10 protein-coding genes are annotated in these 14,455 nt (G+C 63.3%); 3 read left to right on the top strand and 7 right to left on the bottom strand.

Translation table 11 applies throughout. From position 1 onward, the window contains the following. Positions 1-24: 24 nt before the first annotated feature. Positions 25-1,896, top strand: a complete 1,872-nt coding sequence (locus BN1188_RS02210) for an RNA helicase RhlE2 (RefSeq protein WP_040259580.1) — start codon at positions 25-27, stop codon at positions 1,894-1,896. Positions 1,897-2,058: 162 nt separating this feature from the next. Here the strand turns inward: BN1188_RS02210 and BN1188_RS02205 are convergent, their stop codons facing one another. The 3 genes from BN1188_RS02205 to BN1188_RS02195 form a co-directional block, all read right to left on the bottom strand. Continuing rightward, entirely contained in the window at positions 2,059-2,778 is a 720-nt protein-coding gene (locus tag BN1188_RS02205) for an RHS repeat-associated core domain-containing protein (RefSeq protein WP_084596130.1), read from the bottom strand. A gap of 153 nt (positions 2,779-2,931) precedes the next feature. Continuing rightward, positions 2,932-3,531 carry a YceI family protein gene (locus BN1188_RS02200; protein ID WP_040259579.1) on the bottom strand — a complete coding sequence of 200 codons (600 nt, stop codon included), beginning with the start codon at positions 3,529-3,531 and terminating at the stop codon, positions 2,932-2,934. Between the two features lie 35 nt (positions 3,532-3,566). Beyond that, positions 3,567-4,118 carry a cytochrome b gene (locus tag BN1188_RS02195; RefSeq protein WP_040259578.1) on the bottom strand — a complete coding sequence of 184 codons (552 nt, stop codon included), beginning with the start codon at positions 4,116-4,118 and terminating at the stop codon, positions 3,567-3,569. 282 nt (positions 4,119-4,400) lie between these two features. Here BN1188_RS02195 and BN1188_RS02190 point away from each other — a divergent pair, with 282 nt between their 5' ends. Together BN1188_RS02190 and BN1188_RS02185 are read left to right on the top strand one after the other, a co-directional pair. Next, entirely contained in the window at positions 4,401-5,807 is a 1,407-nt protein-coding gene (locus BN1188_RS02190) for an adenosylmethionine--8-amino-7-oxononanoate transaminase (protein ID WP_040259577.1), read from the top strand. A 36-nt stretch (positions 5,808-5,843) separates the two neighbouring features. Further along, positions 5,844-6,578 carry a 16S rRNA (uracil(1498)-N(3))-methyltransferase gene (locus tag BN1188_RS02185; RefSeq protein WP_040259575.1) on the top strand — a complete coding sequence of 245 codons (735 nt, stop codon included), beginning with the start codon at positions 5,844-5,846 and terminating at the stop codon, positions 6,576-6,578. Here the strand turns inward: BN1188_RS02185 and BN1188_RS02180 are convergent. The 4 genes from BN1188_RS02180 to BN1188_RS02165 form a co-directional block, all read right to left on the bottom strand. Further along, the gene (locus BN1188_RS02180) at positions 6,559-7,017 is read right to left on the bottom strand and encodes a chemotaxis protein CheW (protein WP_052469118.1); all 459 of its coding nucleotides are present in this window, start codon (positions 7,015-7,017) and stop codon (positions 6,559-6,561) included. The two genes, BN1188_RS02185 and BN1188_RS02180, sit on opposite strands and share 20 nt — an antisense overlap. Next, complete coding sequence (locus BN1188_RS02175; RefSeq protein WP_040259574.1) at positions 7,010-11,779, bottom strand: Hpt domain-containing protein; 4,770 nt, start codon at positions 11,777-11,779, stop codon at positions 7,010-7,012. The genes BN1188_RS02180 and BN1188_RS02175 overlap by 8 nt, the downstream gene beginning before the upstream one ends. Positions 11,780-11,842: 63 nt before the next feature. Beyond that, entirely contained in the window at positions 11,843-13,888 is a 2,046-nt protein-coding gene (locus tag BN1188_RS02170) for a methyl-accepting chemotaxis protein (RefSeq protein ID WP_040259573.1), read from the bottom strand. A gap of 21 nt (positions 13,889-13,909) precedes the next feature. Further along, positions 13,910-14,449 carry a chemotaxis protein CheW gene (locus BN1188_RS02165; RefSeq protein ID WP_040259572.1) on the bottom strand — a complete coding sequence of 180 codons (540 nt, stop codon included), beginning with the start codon at positions 14,447-14,449 and terminating at the stop codon, positions 13,910-13,912. Positions 14,450-14,455 lie beyond the last annotated feature (6 nt).

Genomic DNA, 14,455 nt, shown 5'->3' with positions numbered 1-14,455 from the left:
CCCCTACAACGAACAGGATTGCCCATGTCCTTTGCTTCCCTCGGTCTCTCCGAGGCTCTCGTCCGTGCTATCGAGGCTGCTGGCTATACGCAGCCAACCCCCGTGCAACAGCGGGCCATTCCCGCCGTGTTGCAAGGCCGTGACCTCATGGTGGCGGCCCAGACGGGTACCGGCAAGACGGGCGGTTTCGCCCTGCCCATCCTGGAGCTTCTGTTCCCGGCGGGCCATCCCGACAAATCCCAGCGTCATGGCCCACGCCAGCCGCGTGTGCTGGTCCTGACGCCTACCCGTGAACTGGCGGCCCAGGTTCACGACAGCTTCCGCCTCTATGCGCGGGACCTGAAGTTCGTCAGCGCCTGCGTCTTTGGCGGCGTGGGCATCAACCCGCAGGTGCAGGCGCTGGCCAAGGGTGTAGACGTACTGGTGGCTTGCCCGGGGCGCCTGCTGGACCTGGCTGGCCAGGGCAGTGTAGACCTCGCCCATGTGGAAATACTGGTGCTGGACGAAGCCGACCGCATGCTGGACATGGGCTTCATCCACGATGTCAAGAAGGTGCTGGCACGCCTGCCGGAGAAGCGTCAGAACCTGCTGTTCTCGGCTACCTTCTCCAAGGACATCACCGACCTGGCCGGCAAGCTGCTGCACAATCCCGAGCGCATCGAAGTCACCCCGCCCAACACTACCGTCGAGCGCATCGAACAACGGGTATACCACGTCGCCGCCAGCCACAAGCGTGCCCTGCTGGCCCACCTGATCACCCAGGGTGCCTGGGAGCAGGTCCTGGTGTTCACCCGCACAAAGCACGGCGCCAACCGCCTGGCCGAATACCTGGAAAAGCACGGCCTGACCGCAGCCGCCATCCATGGCAACAAGAGCCAGAACGCGCGTACCAAGGCGCTGGCCGACTTCAAGGCCAACACCGTGCGCGTACTGGTGGCTACCGATATTGCCGCGCGCGGGCTGGACATCGACCAACTGCCCCACGTCGTCAACTTCGAGCTGCCCAACGTTGAAGAAGACTACGTTCACCGGATCGGCCGTACCGGCCGGGCAGGCCGCAACGGTGAAGCCATTTCCCTGGTCGCCCCCGACGAGGTAAAGCTGCTCAAGAGCATCGAGCGCATGACTCGTCAGAAGATCCCGGATGGCGAACTCATGGGCTTCGACCCCAGCACCATCGAAGCGGAGAAGCCGGAAACCCGTGAGCGCCCGCCTGCCAACAAGGGACGCGGCCGCGAACCTCGTAGTGACAAGCCAGCTGGCGGCCGCAAGGACAAAGGCAAGGACAAGGGCAAGGACAAGCCTCGGGAAAAAACCCCCGAAGGCAGCGCTCCCCGTGGCGAAGCGCGCCAGCCCAGGGGCCGCGCTCAGTCCGGTCGTCAGCCTCAGCGTTCGGCCCAGGCCGCGCCGGTGCCTTTAGCCGAGCTGGGCAATCGTGACCCGGAAGTCTTCCTGGACGACGAGGTCGATAACTTCGGCAATCGGGCTGACTACGTCAGCCCGTACCAGAATCAGAAAGGGCAAGGGCGCAACCGTCGTCCAGGCGCGGCAGCCGGACAGGCACCCGCCGCCGGCAAGAGCACTGGCCAGGCACCGCGCCGCAACCAGCCAAACGGCACACCGCGCCCGACCAATGAAGCTGGCGCCAAGCGCTCCGGCCCGCGCAACCCCAAGCAGGGCAGTGGCCAGCCACGCCGGGACAACCCACGCAATCGTCGCCCCCGTGACGAGCTGGGTGCTTCCCTGCCGAGCGAAGCCCGCCGTGAAGCGCCGAAGCCGGTGATCATCATGAAAGAGTCCAAGCTGGACCGTTCGCTGACCGCCGAGCAGCTCGATGATTTGCAGAGCCGCGCCAAGACCGGGGAAAAGCCAGCATTGCTGACACGCAAGAACTAAGGCGAACCCGGAAAAGAAAAACGCCGTGCCCCGAAAGAGGTATGGCATTTTTCATTGGGGTCAATAATTACATCCAAACATGGCTCTTCCTTGAACCCTGACAGTCAAGCACAGCCCGCAGCATTGCCATGTCAAACCTTTATAGGCGCCGCTAGCGCATATCTACGGCTTTGGTGGCCACCCAATCCAATTACCTATCTCCAAGCCCCTGGCGGATCGACTCGAAAGAGTCATTTCCAGGACTACTCTTTCGAAATGTCTAGCTGAATTAGCATCAGGGAATATTTCTTTGAAAATTTGCATACGCCTTGGAGAGCTTAGTTGATACGAAAGCTCATACCTGACGCCCAGTGAATCCCTTACTTCATCAAGTCGACGCTTTAATAACTTATCGGGAAGCGAATAGCGGTTATCCACTCTTTTTAGCGCCCTCATACCTGTTGCTTCAGCGAGCAAGGCACGCTGCCCATCTTCAATAAAATGCGCGTAGCGTTTACCTACCGTTACCGGTCGTACCTTCGCCAACCATCTACGTGTCTTTACAGCAAATTTCGCTATTGACGGCAGAGAGAGTCTTCCGGATGGGTCTACTCTGTTTACAGGGTCCGCCAGACAGTACGCGTAGCTATTCAACTCACCCTTGGTGAACGGACTCAGGCTATCCGGGCTCATGAAACGTTGAATTTTCGGAAAATACCCACGGACCCCATTGCCGAGGATATAAACATCGTGGGCCTCAAACAACTGTCCCACAAAGGACAGACGCTTATGGTTTTCAGGTTGATAGCCAAAAGGCATGTAATTAATACGAGACATACTGCCAGAATAAAAAAATCCGAGCACGCTTCCTTGACTGCTCGTCTTGAAAAATTTTCGTTTCATCTACTTTCCCTCCGTCTATGTACTAGCTTAGCAACGACGTTGGGAGTTTTGACCTGCCAATATGCTAGCTACCGATCCAATGCAGTGTCTGCAGTGGACCAGCAATCAATAGCTAAACAAGCGCGACGCTTGGAGCACGCCGCGCTTCCCCTTTTACTTCTTCTGCACACCCTCAAAGGAGAAGTACAGCTCTACCGTATCGGACTGTGGGCCCAGGTCCATGGCCTTGGGTGCGAAGTCTTTGCGGTTGATACTGGTGGTGCCTTCGAAGCCGGCGCGGTAGCCGCCCCATGGGTCCTTGCCTTCGCCGAGGAAGGTGGCCTTGATGACCACAGGCTTGGTGACGCCCTGCAGGGTCAGATCACCGGTCACGTCCGCGGTCAGCTTGCCATCGGCGTTCTTGCCGGTGGGTTTGACGCTGGTGGACTTGAAGGTAGCGTCCGGATATTGGGCGACGTTGAGGAAGTCCTTGCCGCTGATGTGCTTGTCACGCTCGGCATGGTTGGTGAAAACGCTGGCGGTTTTCAGGGTGACGTCGATCTTGGCGTCTTCGGGCTTGGTGGCATCGAAGCTGAAGTTGCCGTCGAAGTCCTTGAAGGTACCGGTAATGAAGCTGTAGCCCAGGTGGCTGATCTTGAAGTCGACGAAGGCGTGCTGGCCTTCCTTGTCGATGTGGTAATCAGCGGCCATGGTCTGGCCGGCGGTCAATGCGGCAGTGGTCAGGGCCAGCGCGGCCAGTGTGTGCTTCAACATGAGAGGGTTTCCTTTTCGTGAGTAGGTCATTGCAGTCAAGCGCGGCGGCCCAGCATGCGCACCAAGGTGGCATCCCGGTCGACGAAATGGTGTTTGAGCGCGGCCAGGCCATGCAGTACGGAGAAAACGACCAGTGCCCAGGCCAGGTAGAGGTGAATATCGCCTGCCCGCTCCGCCTGGTTCTCGATGCCGCTGAAGGCCGCTGGAATCTGGAACCAGCCGAACACTGAAATGCCTACGCCATCGGCGGTGGAGATCAGGTAGCCGGTAATCATGACCAGGAACAGGTCTAGGTACAGGAACATATGCACCGCCACGGCAGCTACCCGAGTGGGCTTGCCCTGGTTGGGCGTTGGTGGCGGCGGCGGGCTGACGACCCGCCAGATTGCCCGCAGCAGCATGAAGAAGAACAGCACCAGGCCAATGCTTTTGTGCAGGTCTGGCGCGGCCTTGCGCCAGGGGTCGTAATAGCCGAGTCCGACCATCCAGAGGCCCAGGGCGAACATGCCGAATACCGCGAGTGCCACACCCCAATGCAGGAAGAGGCTGACGGCACCATAGCGTGAGGGAGAATTGCGAAGCTGCATGACAGCGTTCCTTGAAGTCGATGGCGGAAGAGTAGCGGCTTACCTATCGAAAAAAAGCGGAAAATTTCGCTTCAAACTATCGAGAGTAACGATAGGAATAATGCTCTACTGCCGTTAAGGCAAGGTTAATCCAGGCAAGAGTTGTGATACGCCGCCTGCCAGCGCGGCGCCATGACGCAAGTCACTCCCTGAGTTTATGGGTTGTTCGCCGCGGCGGCATTGCATAGGCTTGCGTCTTTATTTTTCAGCGGCCCTGTACCATAGGCGCCACGGAGCTTGACCTTGAGTCTCAATCAACACTGGATGGACCGGGACCTGGACGTGCTATGGCACCCCTGCACCCAGATGAAAGACCACGAACGGCTGCCTGTCATCCCGATCAAGCGTGGTGATGGCGTGTGGCTGGAAGACTTCGATGGCAAGCGCTATCTGGATGCGGTCAGCTCCTGGTGGGTCAACGTGTTCGGCCACGCCAACCCGCGGATAAACCAGCGCATCAAGGATCAGGTCGACCAGCTGGAACATGTCATCCTGGCAGGGTTCAGCCACGCCCCGGTCATCGAGCTGTCCGAGCGCCTGGTCAAGATCACTCCGGCCGGCCTGGACCGGGTGTTCTACGCAGACAATGGCTCCTCGTGCATCGAAGTGGCGCTCAAGATGAGCTACCACTACTGGCTCAACCGCGGCCAGTCGAAGAAAAGGCGCTTCGTCACCCTCACCAACAGCTATCACGGCGAAACCATCGCGGCCATGTCCGTAGGTGACGTGCCGCTGTTCACGGAAACCTACAAGGCCTTGCTGCTCGATACGCTCAAGGTACCGAGCCCGGATTGCTATCTGCGCCCTGAAGGCACGAGCTGGGAAGACCATTCGCGCACGCTGTTCGCGGCCATGGAACAAACCCTGGCCGAGCACCACGAAAGCGTGGCCGCGGTCATCATCGAGCCGCTGATCCAGGGTGCCGGCGGCATGCGCATGTACCATCCGGTGTACCTGCGACTGCTGCGCGAGGCCTGCGACCGCTACGGCGTGCACCTGATCCATGACGAAATCGCGGTAGGCTTCGGCCGCACTGGAACCCTGTTCGCCTGCGAGCAGGCCGGCATTCGCCCGGATTTCCTTTGCCTTTCCAAGGCGCTGACAGGGGGGTACCTGCCCCTGGCCGCCTGCCTGACCACCGACGAGGTGTATCAGGCGTTCTACGACGACTATTCCACCCTGCGTGCCTTCCTGCATTCGCACAGCTACACGGGCAACCCGTTGGCCTGCGCCGCCGCGCTGGCCACACTGGACATCTTCGAACAGGACCAGGTCATCGAGCGCAACCAGGCGCTGGCCCGGCGCATGGCTACGGCAACCGCGCACCTGGCTGATCACCCTCATGTGGCGGAGGTGCGCCAGACCGGGATGGTCCTGGCCATCGAGATGGTACAGGACAAGGCCAGCCGCCAGCCCTACCCTTGGCAGGAGCGACGCGGGTTGCGGGTATTCGAGCATGCCTTGACCCGTGGCGCCCTGCTGCGCCCGCTGGGTAGCGTAGTGTATTTCCTGCCGCCTTATGTGATTACCCCGGAACAGATCGACTTCCTGGCCGAGGTGGCCAGCGAAGGCATCGACATGGCTACCCGGCAGGGCGCGTCGGTCAGCGTGCCGGCGGCTGGGCCGGCGAATTTCCGTGATCCGGGCTAGGCCCTTGGCATTTTCCTTTAATCAGCGACCAGGCTCATGAGACTTTCCCGCTTCCATGTCGACCTTCCCCTGTCCCTGGGCGAGCACCTGCTTCCCGAGGCCCAGGCTCATTACATCGGCCGCGTGCTGCGCCTGGCCGAAGGCGATCGCGTCCAGCTGTTCGATGGCCTCGGCCAGGAGTACCTGGCCACGCTGCTGCACGTGGGCAAGAAAGCCTTGAGCGTTCGCGTCGATGAGGTGTTACCCGGCCTGCCGGAATCTTCGCTGACGATTCACCTGGGTCAAGGGTTGTCCCGCGGCGAACGGATGGACTGGGCCATCCAGAAGGCAACCGAACTGGGCGTGGCGGAGCTCACGCCGATCCTCACCCAACGGTGCGAAGTGCGCCTGAAGGACGAGCGCGCAGACAAACGCCTGGCCCACTGGCGCCAGGTGGCGATCAGCGCCTGCGAACAAAGCGGTCGTTCCCGAGTGCCGCTGATTCATCCACCCCTGCCCTTGACGGACTGGCTCGATCAGTGCGAAGCCGAGCTGAAGCTGGTACTGCACCCGGTTGCCGAGCCGCTGACCCGTCACCCGGCCCCAGGCTCCCTGGCGTTCCTGATCGGCCCGGAGGGCGGCTTGAGCGAAAAGGAAGTCCAGCAAGCGCGCCAGGCCGGCTTTCAACCCGCGCGTCTGGGGCCTCGGGTATTACGGACGGAAACCGCGCCCGTGGTCGCCCTGGCCGTGGCTCAGCAGCTGTGGGGCGACTTCAGCCAGGACGGCCATTGAGGACCAGGGTAGCCAGGCCATCCAGGTCTGGCACCCGCACTGCATCCTGGCCGACCAGAACGGCCGCCAGCTCCAGGGGCGCCAGTGGCACGTCAACGTAGCTCAGCTGGCTGTCGACCTTCAGCGTGCGTGGAATGCCCTGCATCAATAGGGCAAAGAACGGCAGCCGTTCGCCTACCCCATGCATTACTGCCACGCGCACCCGCTCGCCGCGGGGCAAGGGCTGTCCGCAGGCAGCCTCGAAACTGACCAGGGGCAATTGGCGTCCCCGCCAGGGGATATCCCCCAGGTCCCAAGGCGCGGCCCGGCCTGCGGCGTCCCTGGGCCGGTAGCCAATGAGTTCGGCTACCGCTACGTCCGGCACCATCAATTGCCGGCCAGCCAGGGGCAATAGCAGCACGTTCAGGGCTTCCCGCCGTGAAAATATCCGGTCAGGCATGTTGGCTGCTCCAGAAGCGAACCAGGTGCAACAGCTGGGATTCCTGATAAGGCTTGCCCAGGAATTCGCTGACGCCCAGGGCCATTGCCCGCTGGCGGTGCTTCTCGCCAGTACGGGACGTGATCATGATCACCGGGATTGCCGCCAACCTGGGCTCGGACTTGAGCTGGCTCACCAATTCGAAGCCGTCCATGCGCGGCATCTCGATATCCACCAACAGCACGTCTGGCTGGTGTTCGGCCAGAGCATGCAAGGCTTCGACTCCATCCCGAGCGGTGATCACCCGCACCCCATGACGCTCCAACAAGCGCCCCGTGACCTTGCGCACCGTCACTGAATCATCGACCACCATGGCCAAGGGCGGCCTGGTGGCTGGCGTGTCGTAACGCACTTCAGGACTCAGCCTGGGCGCCGGACGCACGTGTGCCGCCCGAATCTGGGCGAGCAGGTCCAGGATCAGCACCACTCGCCCGTCACCCAGCAAAGTGGCGCCGCTCACCCCTGGCAAAGCGGCGAACTGTGGCCCCAGGCTTTTCACCACGATCTCCCTGGCCCCGGCCAGGGCATCCACATGCACGGCAACCTGATGATCCGGTGCGCGAATCAGCATCAGCGGCTGCGGCAGGTCACGGTTGATCGTCTCTGGCCGCGCCGAGGCATCCAGGACCTCGCCCAGGTAGCGCAGGTCGTAGGACAAGCCAGAGAAACGGTAACGTGGTGGCTGGGCAGCATAGGCAGCTTCCAGCTCCTGGGCATCCACTCGCACGATGCCTTCAATGCTGTTCAGCGGCACCGCGAACAACTCCTCGCCGCATTGCACCATCAGGGCCCGGTTGACCGACACGCTGAACGGCAACCGGATCACGAAACGCGCGCCGCTTCCCACCCGGCTGTCGATGATCATGGTTCCACCCAGTTGCTTGACCTCTTCATGGACGACGTCCATGCCCAGGCCACGCCCGGAAATCTGGGTGATCTTCTGGGCAGTCGAAAAACCCGGCTGAAGAATGAACTGAAGCACGTCGTGATCGGGCAAGTCGCTAGCCGGGTCCAGCAACCCTCGCTTGGTCGCTTTCGCCCGCACGGCGTCCAGCGGAATGCCCGCGCCGTCGTCGATCATTTCGATCACGATCTCACCGCCCTCATGGGCTACCCGCAGCGTCACCAGTCCGCGCTCGGGCTTGCCGGCGGCGCGGCGGCCCTCGGCCGATTCCAGGCCATGGTCGATCGCGTTACGCAGCATGTGCTCCAGAGGCGCGATCATCCGCTCGAGCACGGTGCGGTCCATCTCGACTTCGGTATCGCTGGTTTCGAATTCCACCTCCTTGCCCAGTTCTTCAGCGACTTGCCGCACGATACGCTGCAAGCGTGGCAGCACCCTGGCAAAGGGGACCATGCGAGTGCGCATCAGGCCTTCCTGCAGCCCCGAACAGATGCGCCCCTGCTGGGCCAGCAAGCGCTGGGCATCCTGGGTCTGCGTGGCCAGGGTGTCACGCAGGTCGGAAAGGTCCGATACAGCTTCGAGCAACGCTCGGCTCAGCTCACGCAGGTGAGTCTGGCGTTCCAGCTCCAGCGGGTCGAAGCCGTCTTCGGGCGCGCTTGCGCCACGCCCTGGCAGGGGCTGCAAGGTCTCGCTATCCAGATGTACCAGATGGTCGCGCATGCGCGCCAAGGTCGTTTCCATTTCCAGCAACGCGGTTTGCCCGTCGTTCACCTGTTGCTCGACCCGCCCCCGGATGATGGACGCTTCACCGGCAAGGTTGGCCAGGTCCTCGAGCATCAGTGCCGCGACCTTCACCTGGTCACTGGTACCGCGCTCGGATGCCGGGGCAAGATCGCCCACCGCCGTGCGCGCGGGCTCCCGCGCAGGGGGCAGCAGACGGCTTCCGTAACCCTGGATGCTTTGCAGCAGGGCATCGTCCACCGGGGCCGGCTCACCCGAGCGTGCAGCGTCAAGCATCAGCGCGAGGCGATCGTGCCCCTTGTGCAACAGCTTGAACAACGCAGGGGCGATGGGAAGCTCTCCGGTAGAGATCCGCTCGTAGAGCGTTTCCAGCTCATGGGCCAGGTCGCCCACCGGGCCTACTTCAGCCATGCGCGCGCCACCTTTGAGGGTGTGCAGGTCACGTAGCAGGTTTTCCACCTCCAGAGCATTGGCCGGCTCCGCTTGCCAGCGAGCCAGGGCGGCGCCCGCGGCCTCGATAAGGTCCGCGCCTTCCTCGAGGAAAACGTGCAGCAACTCCTGCTCGTCACTGGCCAGGGCTTCCGACGCTTCACCCTCGAAGGGTGCATGGAGCTCAGCCAGCCAGTGCTCCACGGGTATCTCGCTTGCGGTGGCTTCGAGTTGATCAAGCCAGTAGCGCAGGCGCTCGTGGGCCTGACGGGCACGGGCCCGCTCTTCTTCGGAATGGTCCAGGCGTGGGTAGAGGTCGCGCAGGCTGGCCGCAAAATCAGCCAACGGCAGGAACCCAGCCAGCCGGGCGCCGCCTGCCAGGGTATCCAGGTCACGCTTTAAGGCGGCCAAGGCCGCCTCACGCTCGACCCCTTGGAGCCATGAGCGCAGCGCATCGTCGGCATTGTCGAGCAGGTCGCTGGCTTCAGCGCGGAAAAGGCAGGCCAGGCTGGGTTGGTCAGTGGGACCGACCTCGGGCCAGGTTCTGTTGGGCAAGGGCATCGCGCCACTTGGGCGGACGATGCCCAGCTCATTCGGCGCAAGGGCCAGGCCCAGCCAATGCCGGAGTCGCTTCAGCGCCTCGTCTCCAGGCGTCAGCGATTGCCCCGCCGCCAATTCGTCGAACTGGTCGTACAGTGCCTCCTGTGCCTGCCGGGCATCGCTGAGCAATGCCTCATCGGCACTGAGGCTGCCTTCCTCGACCGCGCCGTACAGATCGAGCAAGGCCTCGCAGAGCGCATCCATGGCAGGAAGCTCAGCCAGGTGCGCCTGTTCCCCTAGACGCTCGATGGCTTCCAGCAGCGCAGTCAACTCAGCGAAGCCGCCAGGTGTCCGCTGCCAGCAGGTCAGCAACTCCTGGGCCTGGTCAAGCTCGTCGATGCCCTCGCGCAGCAATATCCGGCGCGCCTCGCGTGTGCCCTGCTCCTGAGCGCAAGCCCGGCCGCCTGTAACGGTGCCAAGCAAGGCATCGACACGCGTGGCCAGGTCCGCCCTTTCAATAGCCTCGGGCGCATGCCGAGCGACCTGGGCCAGGCCCTGTTCGAGCATGTCCAGCGCTGTGCCCAACAGCGCCAGGTCAGCGGCGTCCAAGGCTTGCTCTCGGGCCCGCCGCTCCTTGCAAAGCCGGTAGATGGACGCCGCCAGCTCGCCCAACGCCGGAACGCCGGCCATGAAGGCGCTACCCTTGAGGGTGTGCAACGCGCGCTGCAAGGCGTCGGTCACTGCCGCTGGCGCCATGGCCTTGCGCAAGAAGCCGCGCAGGATCTCCACATAGGTACGGGCTTCGTGGTGGAAGATGTCGAGCAGCTGCGCATCCAGCGGCTCGGCCAAGGGCGGATTCGAGACCCCTGCTGGCGCGGGCGCGATGCTGGAAGCGGCCATGGCGGTCGCATCACTGCTCAACCCGGCCAAGGCATGGCGGGCGCTGGCCAACAACGCTTCCTCCGCTTCCCGTGGGTCGACCATCCAGCGACGCAGCATCCATTCGATCGCGCACAGAGCATCGGCCAGGGTTTCCAGCACCCGCGCCGCGGGCCGCTCGGTCGCCGGCAGCAGGCGCTCATGAGCATAACGTTCCAGGGCACCAAGCAACTGCAACAGGGCTTCCGGGCGCACCATGGCCAGGGCGCTGCGCAATTCGAGCAATTGGGTAGGCACCTGCGCAAGGCGCGAGACTGCCCAGCCGCCTTCCAGACATTCACTGATGGATTGCTCGATCCGCTCGAGGGCGGTCAGAGCTTCTTCGATCGCCAGATGGTGGATGCGCTCCAGTTCCGTAGGCGCGACCTGCGTGGCATCGGCGGCGCGCTCTTGCGGCCCGACCATGCCGGCCAGGGTCCCTTCGACGTAGAGCAAGGCACCCGCGGCATCCAGAACGCTGGCGTCGTCCAGGTCCGACTCCTCCTGGGCCAACGCTTGCACCGTACTCATCTGGTCAAGGATCGCTCGCCGTGGTTGCTGGAAACCCAGCACCGCCAGGGCATCGGCGATTCGGCGCAGCGAAGGGGCGATCACCCCCAGGCCATCGCGGTCGCGGTGGGGGTCGTTGAGGTAACGATCCAGGCGAGCCTTGTTCAAGGACAATTCTTCGCAAAGGGCACCGACCAAGGGGCCAAGCCCTGCCCTGTCCGGGGTTACTCTAGGCATGCTCGCCAGCGGCTCCAGCGCATGCTGAGGGCCGACCAGGGCGGTCAGCGCCTCGGCAGGCAAGGCAGGCTCGCCAAAGGCGGCGCTGATCTCGTTCAACCAAGGGTGCAGCAGCGAAGGCAGGTCCTGCCGGGCCTCGACCACTCGCTCCAGATAGGCCGGGAGCCGGTCGATCAACTGCCGCAACAGCGTCAGCGCCGTCGGCGAAGGTTGGGTCAGGCGGGCCAGCCGTTCCAGGTCACTGGCCAGGCGCGCCGCGCCGGGGAAATTGACGAATCCCAGCGCGGCGACGACCTCATGCAGCGCTTCGGCGCACTGCCTGCGTGCTGTTTCGTCGGCTGAGCCGTCCAGGGCCTGGCGAGCCTGCGCCAGGGTTGTGGCAAGTTCAGGCCGCAGCCACTGCAGGCCTACGATGTCGGGGCGCCCGTGCCTGTCCAGGTTCATGCCCTTGCCCTCGGTCGGCGGGGCCAGGCGCGGCCCGGGGTACCGCCATCGGCGCCCATGGGTTCAGTTCCCATCGTTGGCGGGCAAGGTGAAGCCCGACACTGACCGCCGCATCTCGCTGGCCATCTGCGCCAGGTTGCCCATGCTTTCGGCCGCGGCGGTGGAGTCGGCGGAAGTCTGGGTAGTGATTTCCTGGATCACCGCCATGGTATGGGAGATCTGCCCCGAGGAGGACGTCTGCTGCTGGGCCGCGTTGGAGATCCGCTGGATCAATGCCGCGAGGTCCTGGGACACGCTTTCGATCTCTTCCAGCGCCACACCGGCGTCCTGGGCCAGGCGGGCGCCACGCACCACTTCGTAGGTCGTCTGTTCCATGGACATCACCGCCTCGTTGGTATCGGCCTGGATCGCTCGCACCAGCATCTCGATCTGTCGGGTGGCGGCCGATGACCGTTCCGCCAGCCGCTGTACTTCATCGGCGACCACCGCGAAGCCCCGACCTGCTTCTCCGGCCATGGACGCCTGGATCGCCGCGTTCAGGGCCAGGATGTTGGTCTGCTCGGCGATGTCATCGATCAAGCCCACGATATCGCCGATTTCCTGGGAAGACTCACCGAGCCGCTTGATACGCTTGGACGTGTCCTGGATCTGGAAGCGGATCACGTCCATGCCCTGGATGGTGTTATGCACCGTCTCGCTGCCTTTGTTGGCAATGTTCACCGAACGCTCGGCCACCTTGGCTGACTCGTAGGCGTTGAACGACACATGGTCGATCGATTCGGCCATGTCGCCGATGGCTCTGGACGCTTCGCTGATCTGCTGCGCCTGGTGTTCGGACGCCTTGGCCAGCTGGCTGGCCGTGCCCTGGGTATCCTGTACCGCGGTGGCCACTCGCTCGGCGGCGCGATTGATGGTGGCTACCAGGCCACGCAACTGGTCGATGGAGTGGTTGATGGAATCGGCGATGGCACCGGTGAAGTCTTCGGTCACCGACGCGGTCACGGTCAGGTCACCGGCGGCCAAGCCCTCGATCTCATCGAGCAGGCGCATGATCGCATGCTGGTTGCGCTCGTTTTTCTGCGCGGTTTCCCGCAGTCGCCGGTTGGTTTCCCGGACCATCACCACCGCCATCAGAATGATCGATGCCAAGGCCAGCAGACCCAGTACGTAGCCGCCTGCGACATCCATGCGGCGGCCAGCGGCGAGGGATTCGAAACCACTGGCCAGGCGTGACGCCTCGTCGAGCAACGTCTGGGAAAGCTTGAAGATATCAATGGCAGCAGCGCGAACCTTGAACAGTTCAGGGGATGTTTCAAGGATTTCTCCGACCGACCCCGAGACGAAGGCAAAAAGTTCGGCGATTTCCTGCAGTCGGGCGCGGGCGAGCGGATCGGCTACCTGACGAATGCCTTGGCTAGCGCTGCCATTGAGCATGCCGTCGAGCACGACGCCGAAGCGATTGGCGTCCCGGCCGAACGCTTCGGCAGCCCGAGGCGCGTTCTCGTCGCCAGCCAATACGGTATTCACCGAGCCAAGGATCCGCTCGGCCAGAAGCGACTGGCGCTGGGCCACGGCCACTTGATCTGCCGGCGCCCCGCGACGTAGCAGACTGTCGACGACCTTCTCGGACTCCAGCTGCAACTGGGGCACGGTCTCGGCCAGGGTGGCAGCTACCTGATGCAGGGAAAGTACGGTTTGCTCGCTGGCCAGAATGGTATCGGCACCTTGTCGCAGCCGATCCCAATCCCGCTGCACCGCGAGCATTTGTTCATGCACGGCATGGGGAGCCGGAGGAAGGCCGGTATGGGCATCGCCATCGAGCAGGTAGCGCCAGCGTCGATCGAATTCGTTGCGCGCCGCGGTCAGCTCGCGGAACGCCTCGGCTTCCCCCGTGGCCGCTTCGGTCGCGCTCTTGGCGATACGCTGGGACACCACCCGCAGCTCACCGGCATGGCCAATGTACTGCTTGTCGTGGTTGGCCTGGGTATTGAGGTAGGCGAAGTTGGCGAACAGCAGCATGATAAGAATCACCAGCGCCACGAACAGCCCGGCGATCTGGGCGGTACTGCGTGAGCCCTGCAGGCTGCGAGTCAGGCCAGGCATGTTCATCGCGCGACGCCTTTGAGCGCATCAAGCCGCCACATCGAGAAACTCCGTCGCCGTGACCAGCGCGAAAGGACTGAACACCGCCCATTCGCGCTCATGAAAGAAGTAACCGCGAACGAAGGGCGCCAAGGCCTCGTCGAGGTTTTCGGGTGGGACCATGGCCAGGTCGGTCCGGGGAAAATGCTGAAGGCCGGGCGCCTCATCCACCAGCAGGCCGGTGAACAGGTCGTCGTGGTCGATCACCAGCACCCGCCGCTGCCGTCTGTGGCTGGACAGGGCCGCGCCGAAATAGCCTGACAGGTTCATCACCGGCAGCAGGCGCCCACGCAGGTTCGCCACGCCCAATACCCAGGGCTTGGTGCCCGGAATGCGAGTCATGCGTGGCTCAGGCAGTACTTCGGCCACTTCGCTCATGGGCGCCACATACCAGCCATTGCCCAGGCGAAAGCTGATACCGCTCCACGGCGCTTCGCCATCCTGCTCCACCGGCAGGCTCGCGGCCCGCGCACGGCAGCGCTGGTCCATGGCCAACAGCAGCTCGAAGGCCGTCGAAGAGGCATTCATCGCTGC

Origin of the sequence: Pseudomonas massiliensis (genome assembly GCF_000826105.1) — a bacterium.
Classification (GTDB): Bacteria; Pseudomonadota; Gammaproteobacteria; order Pseudomonadales; family Pseudomonadaceae; genus Aquipseudomonas; species Aquipseudomonas massiliensis.
This window is presented reverse-complemented; position numbering and strand designations above follow the sequence as displayed.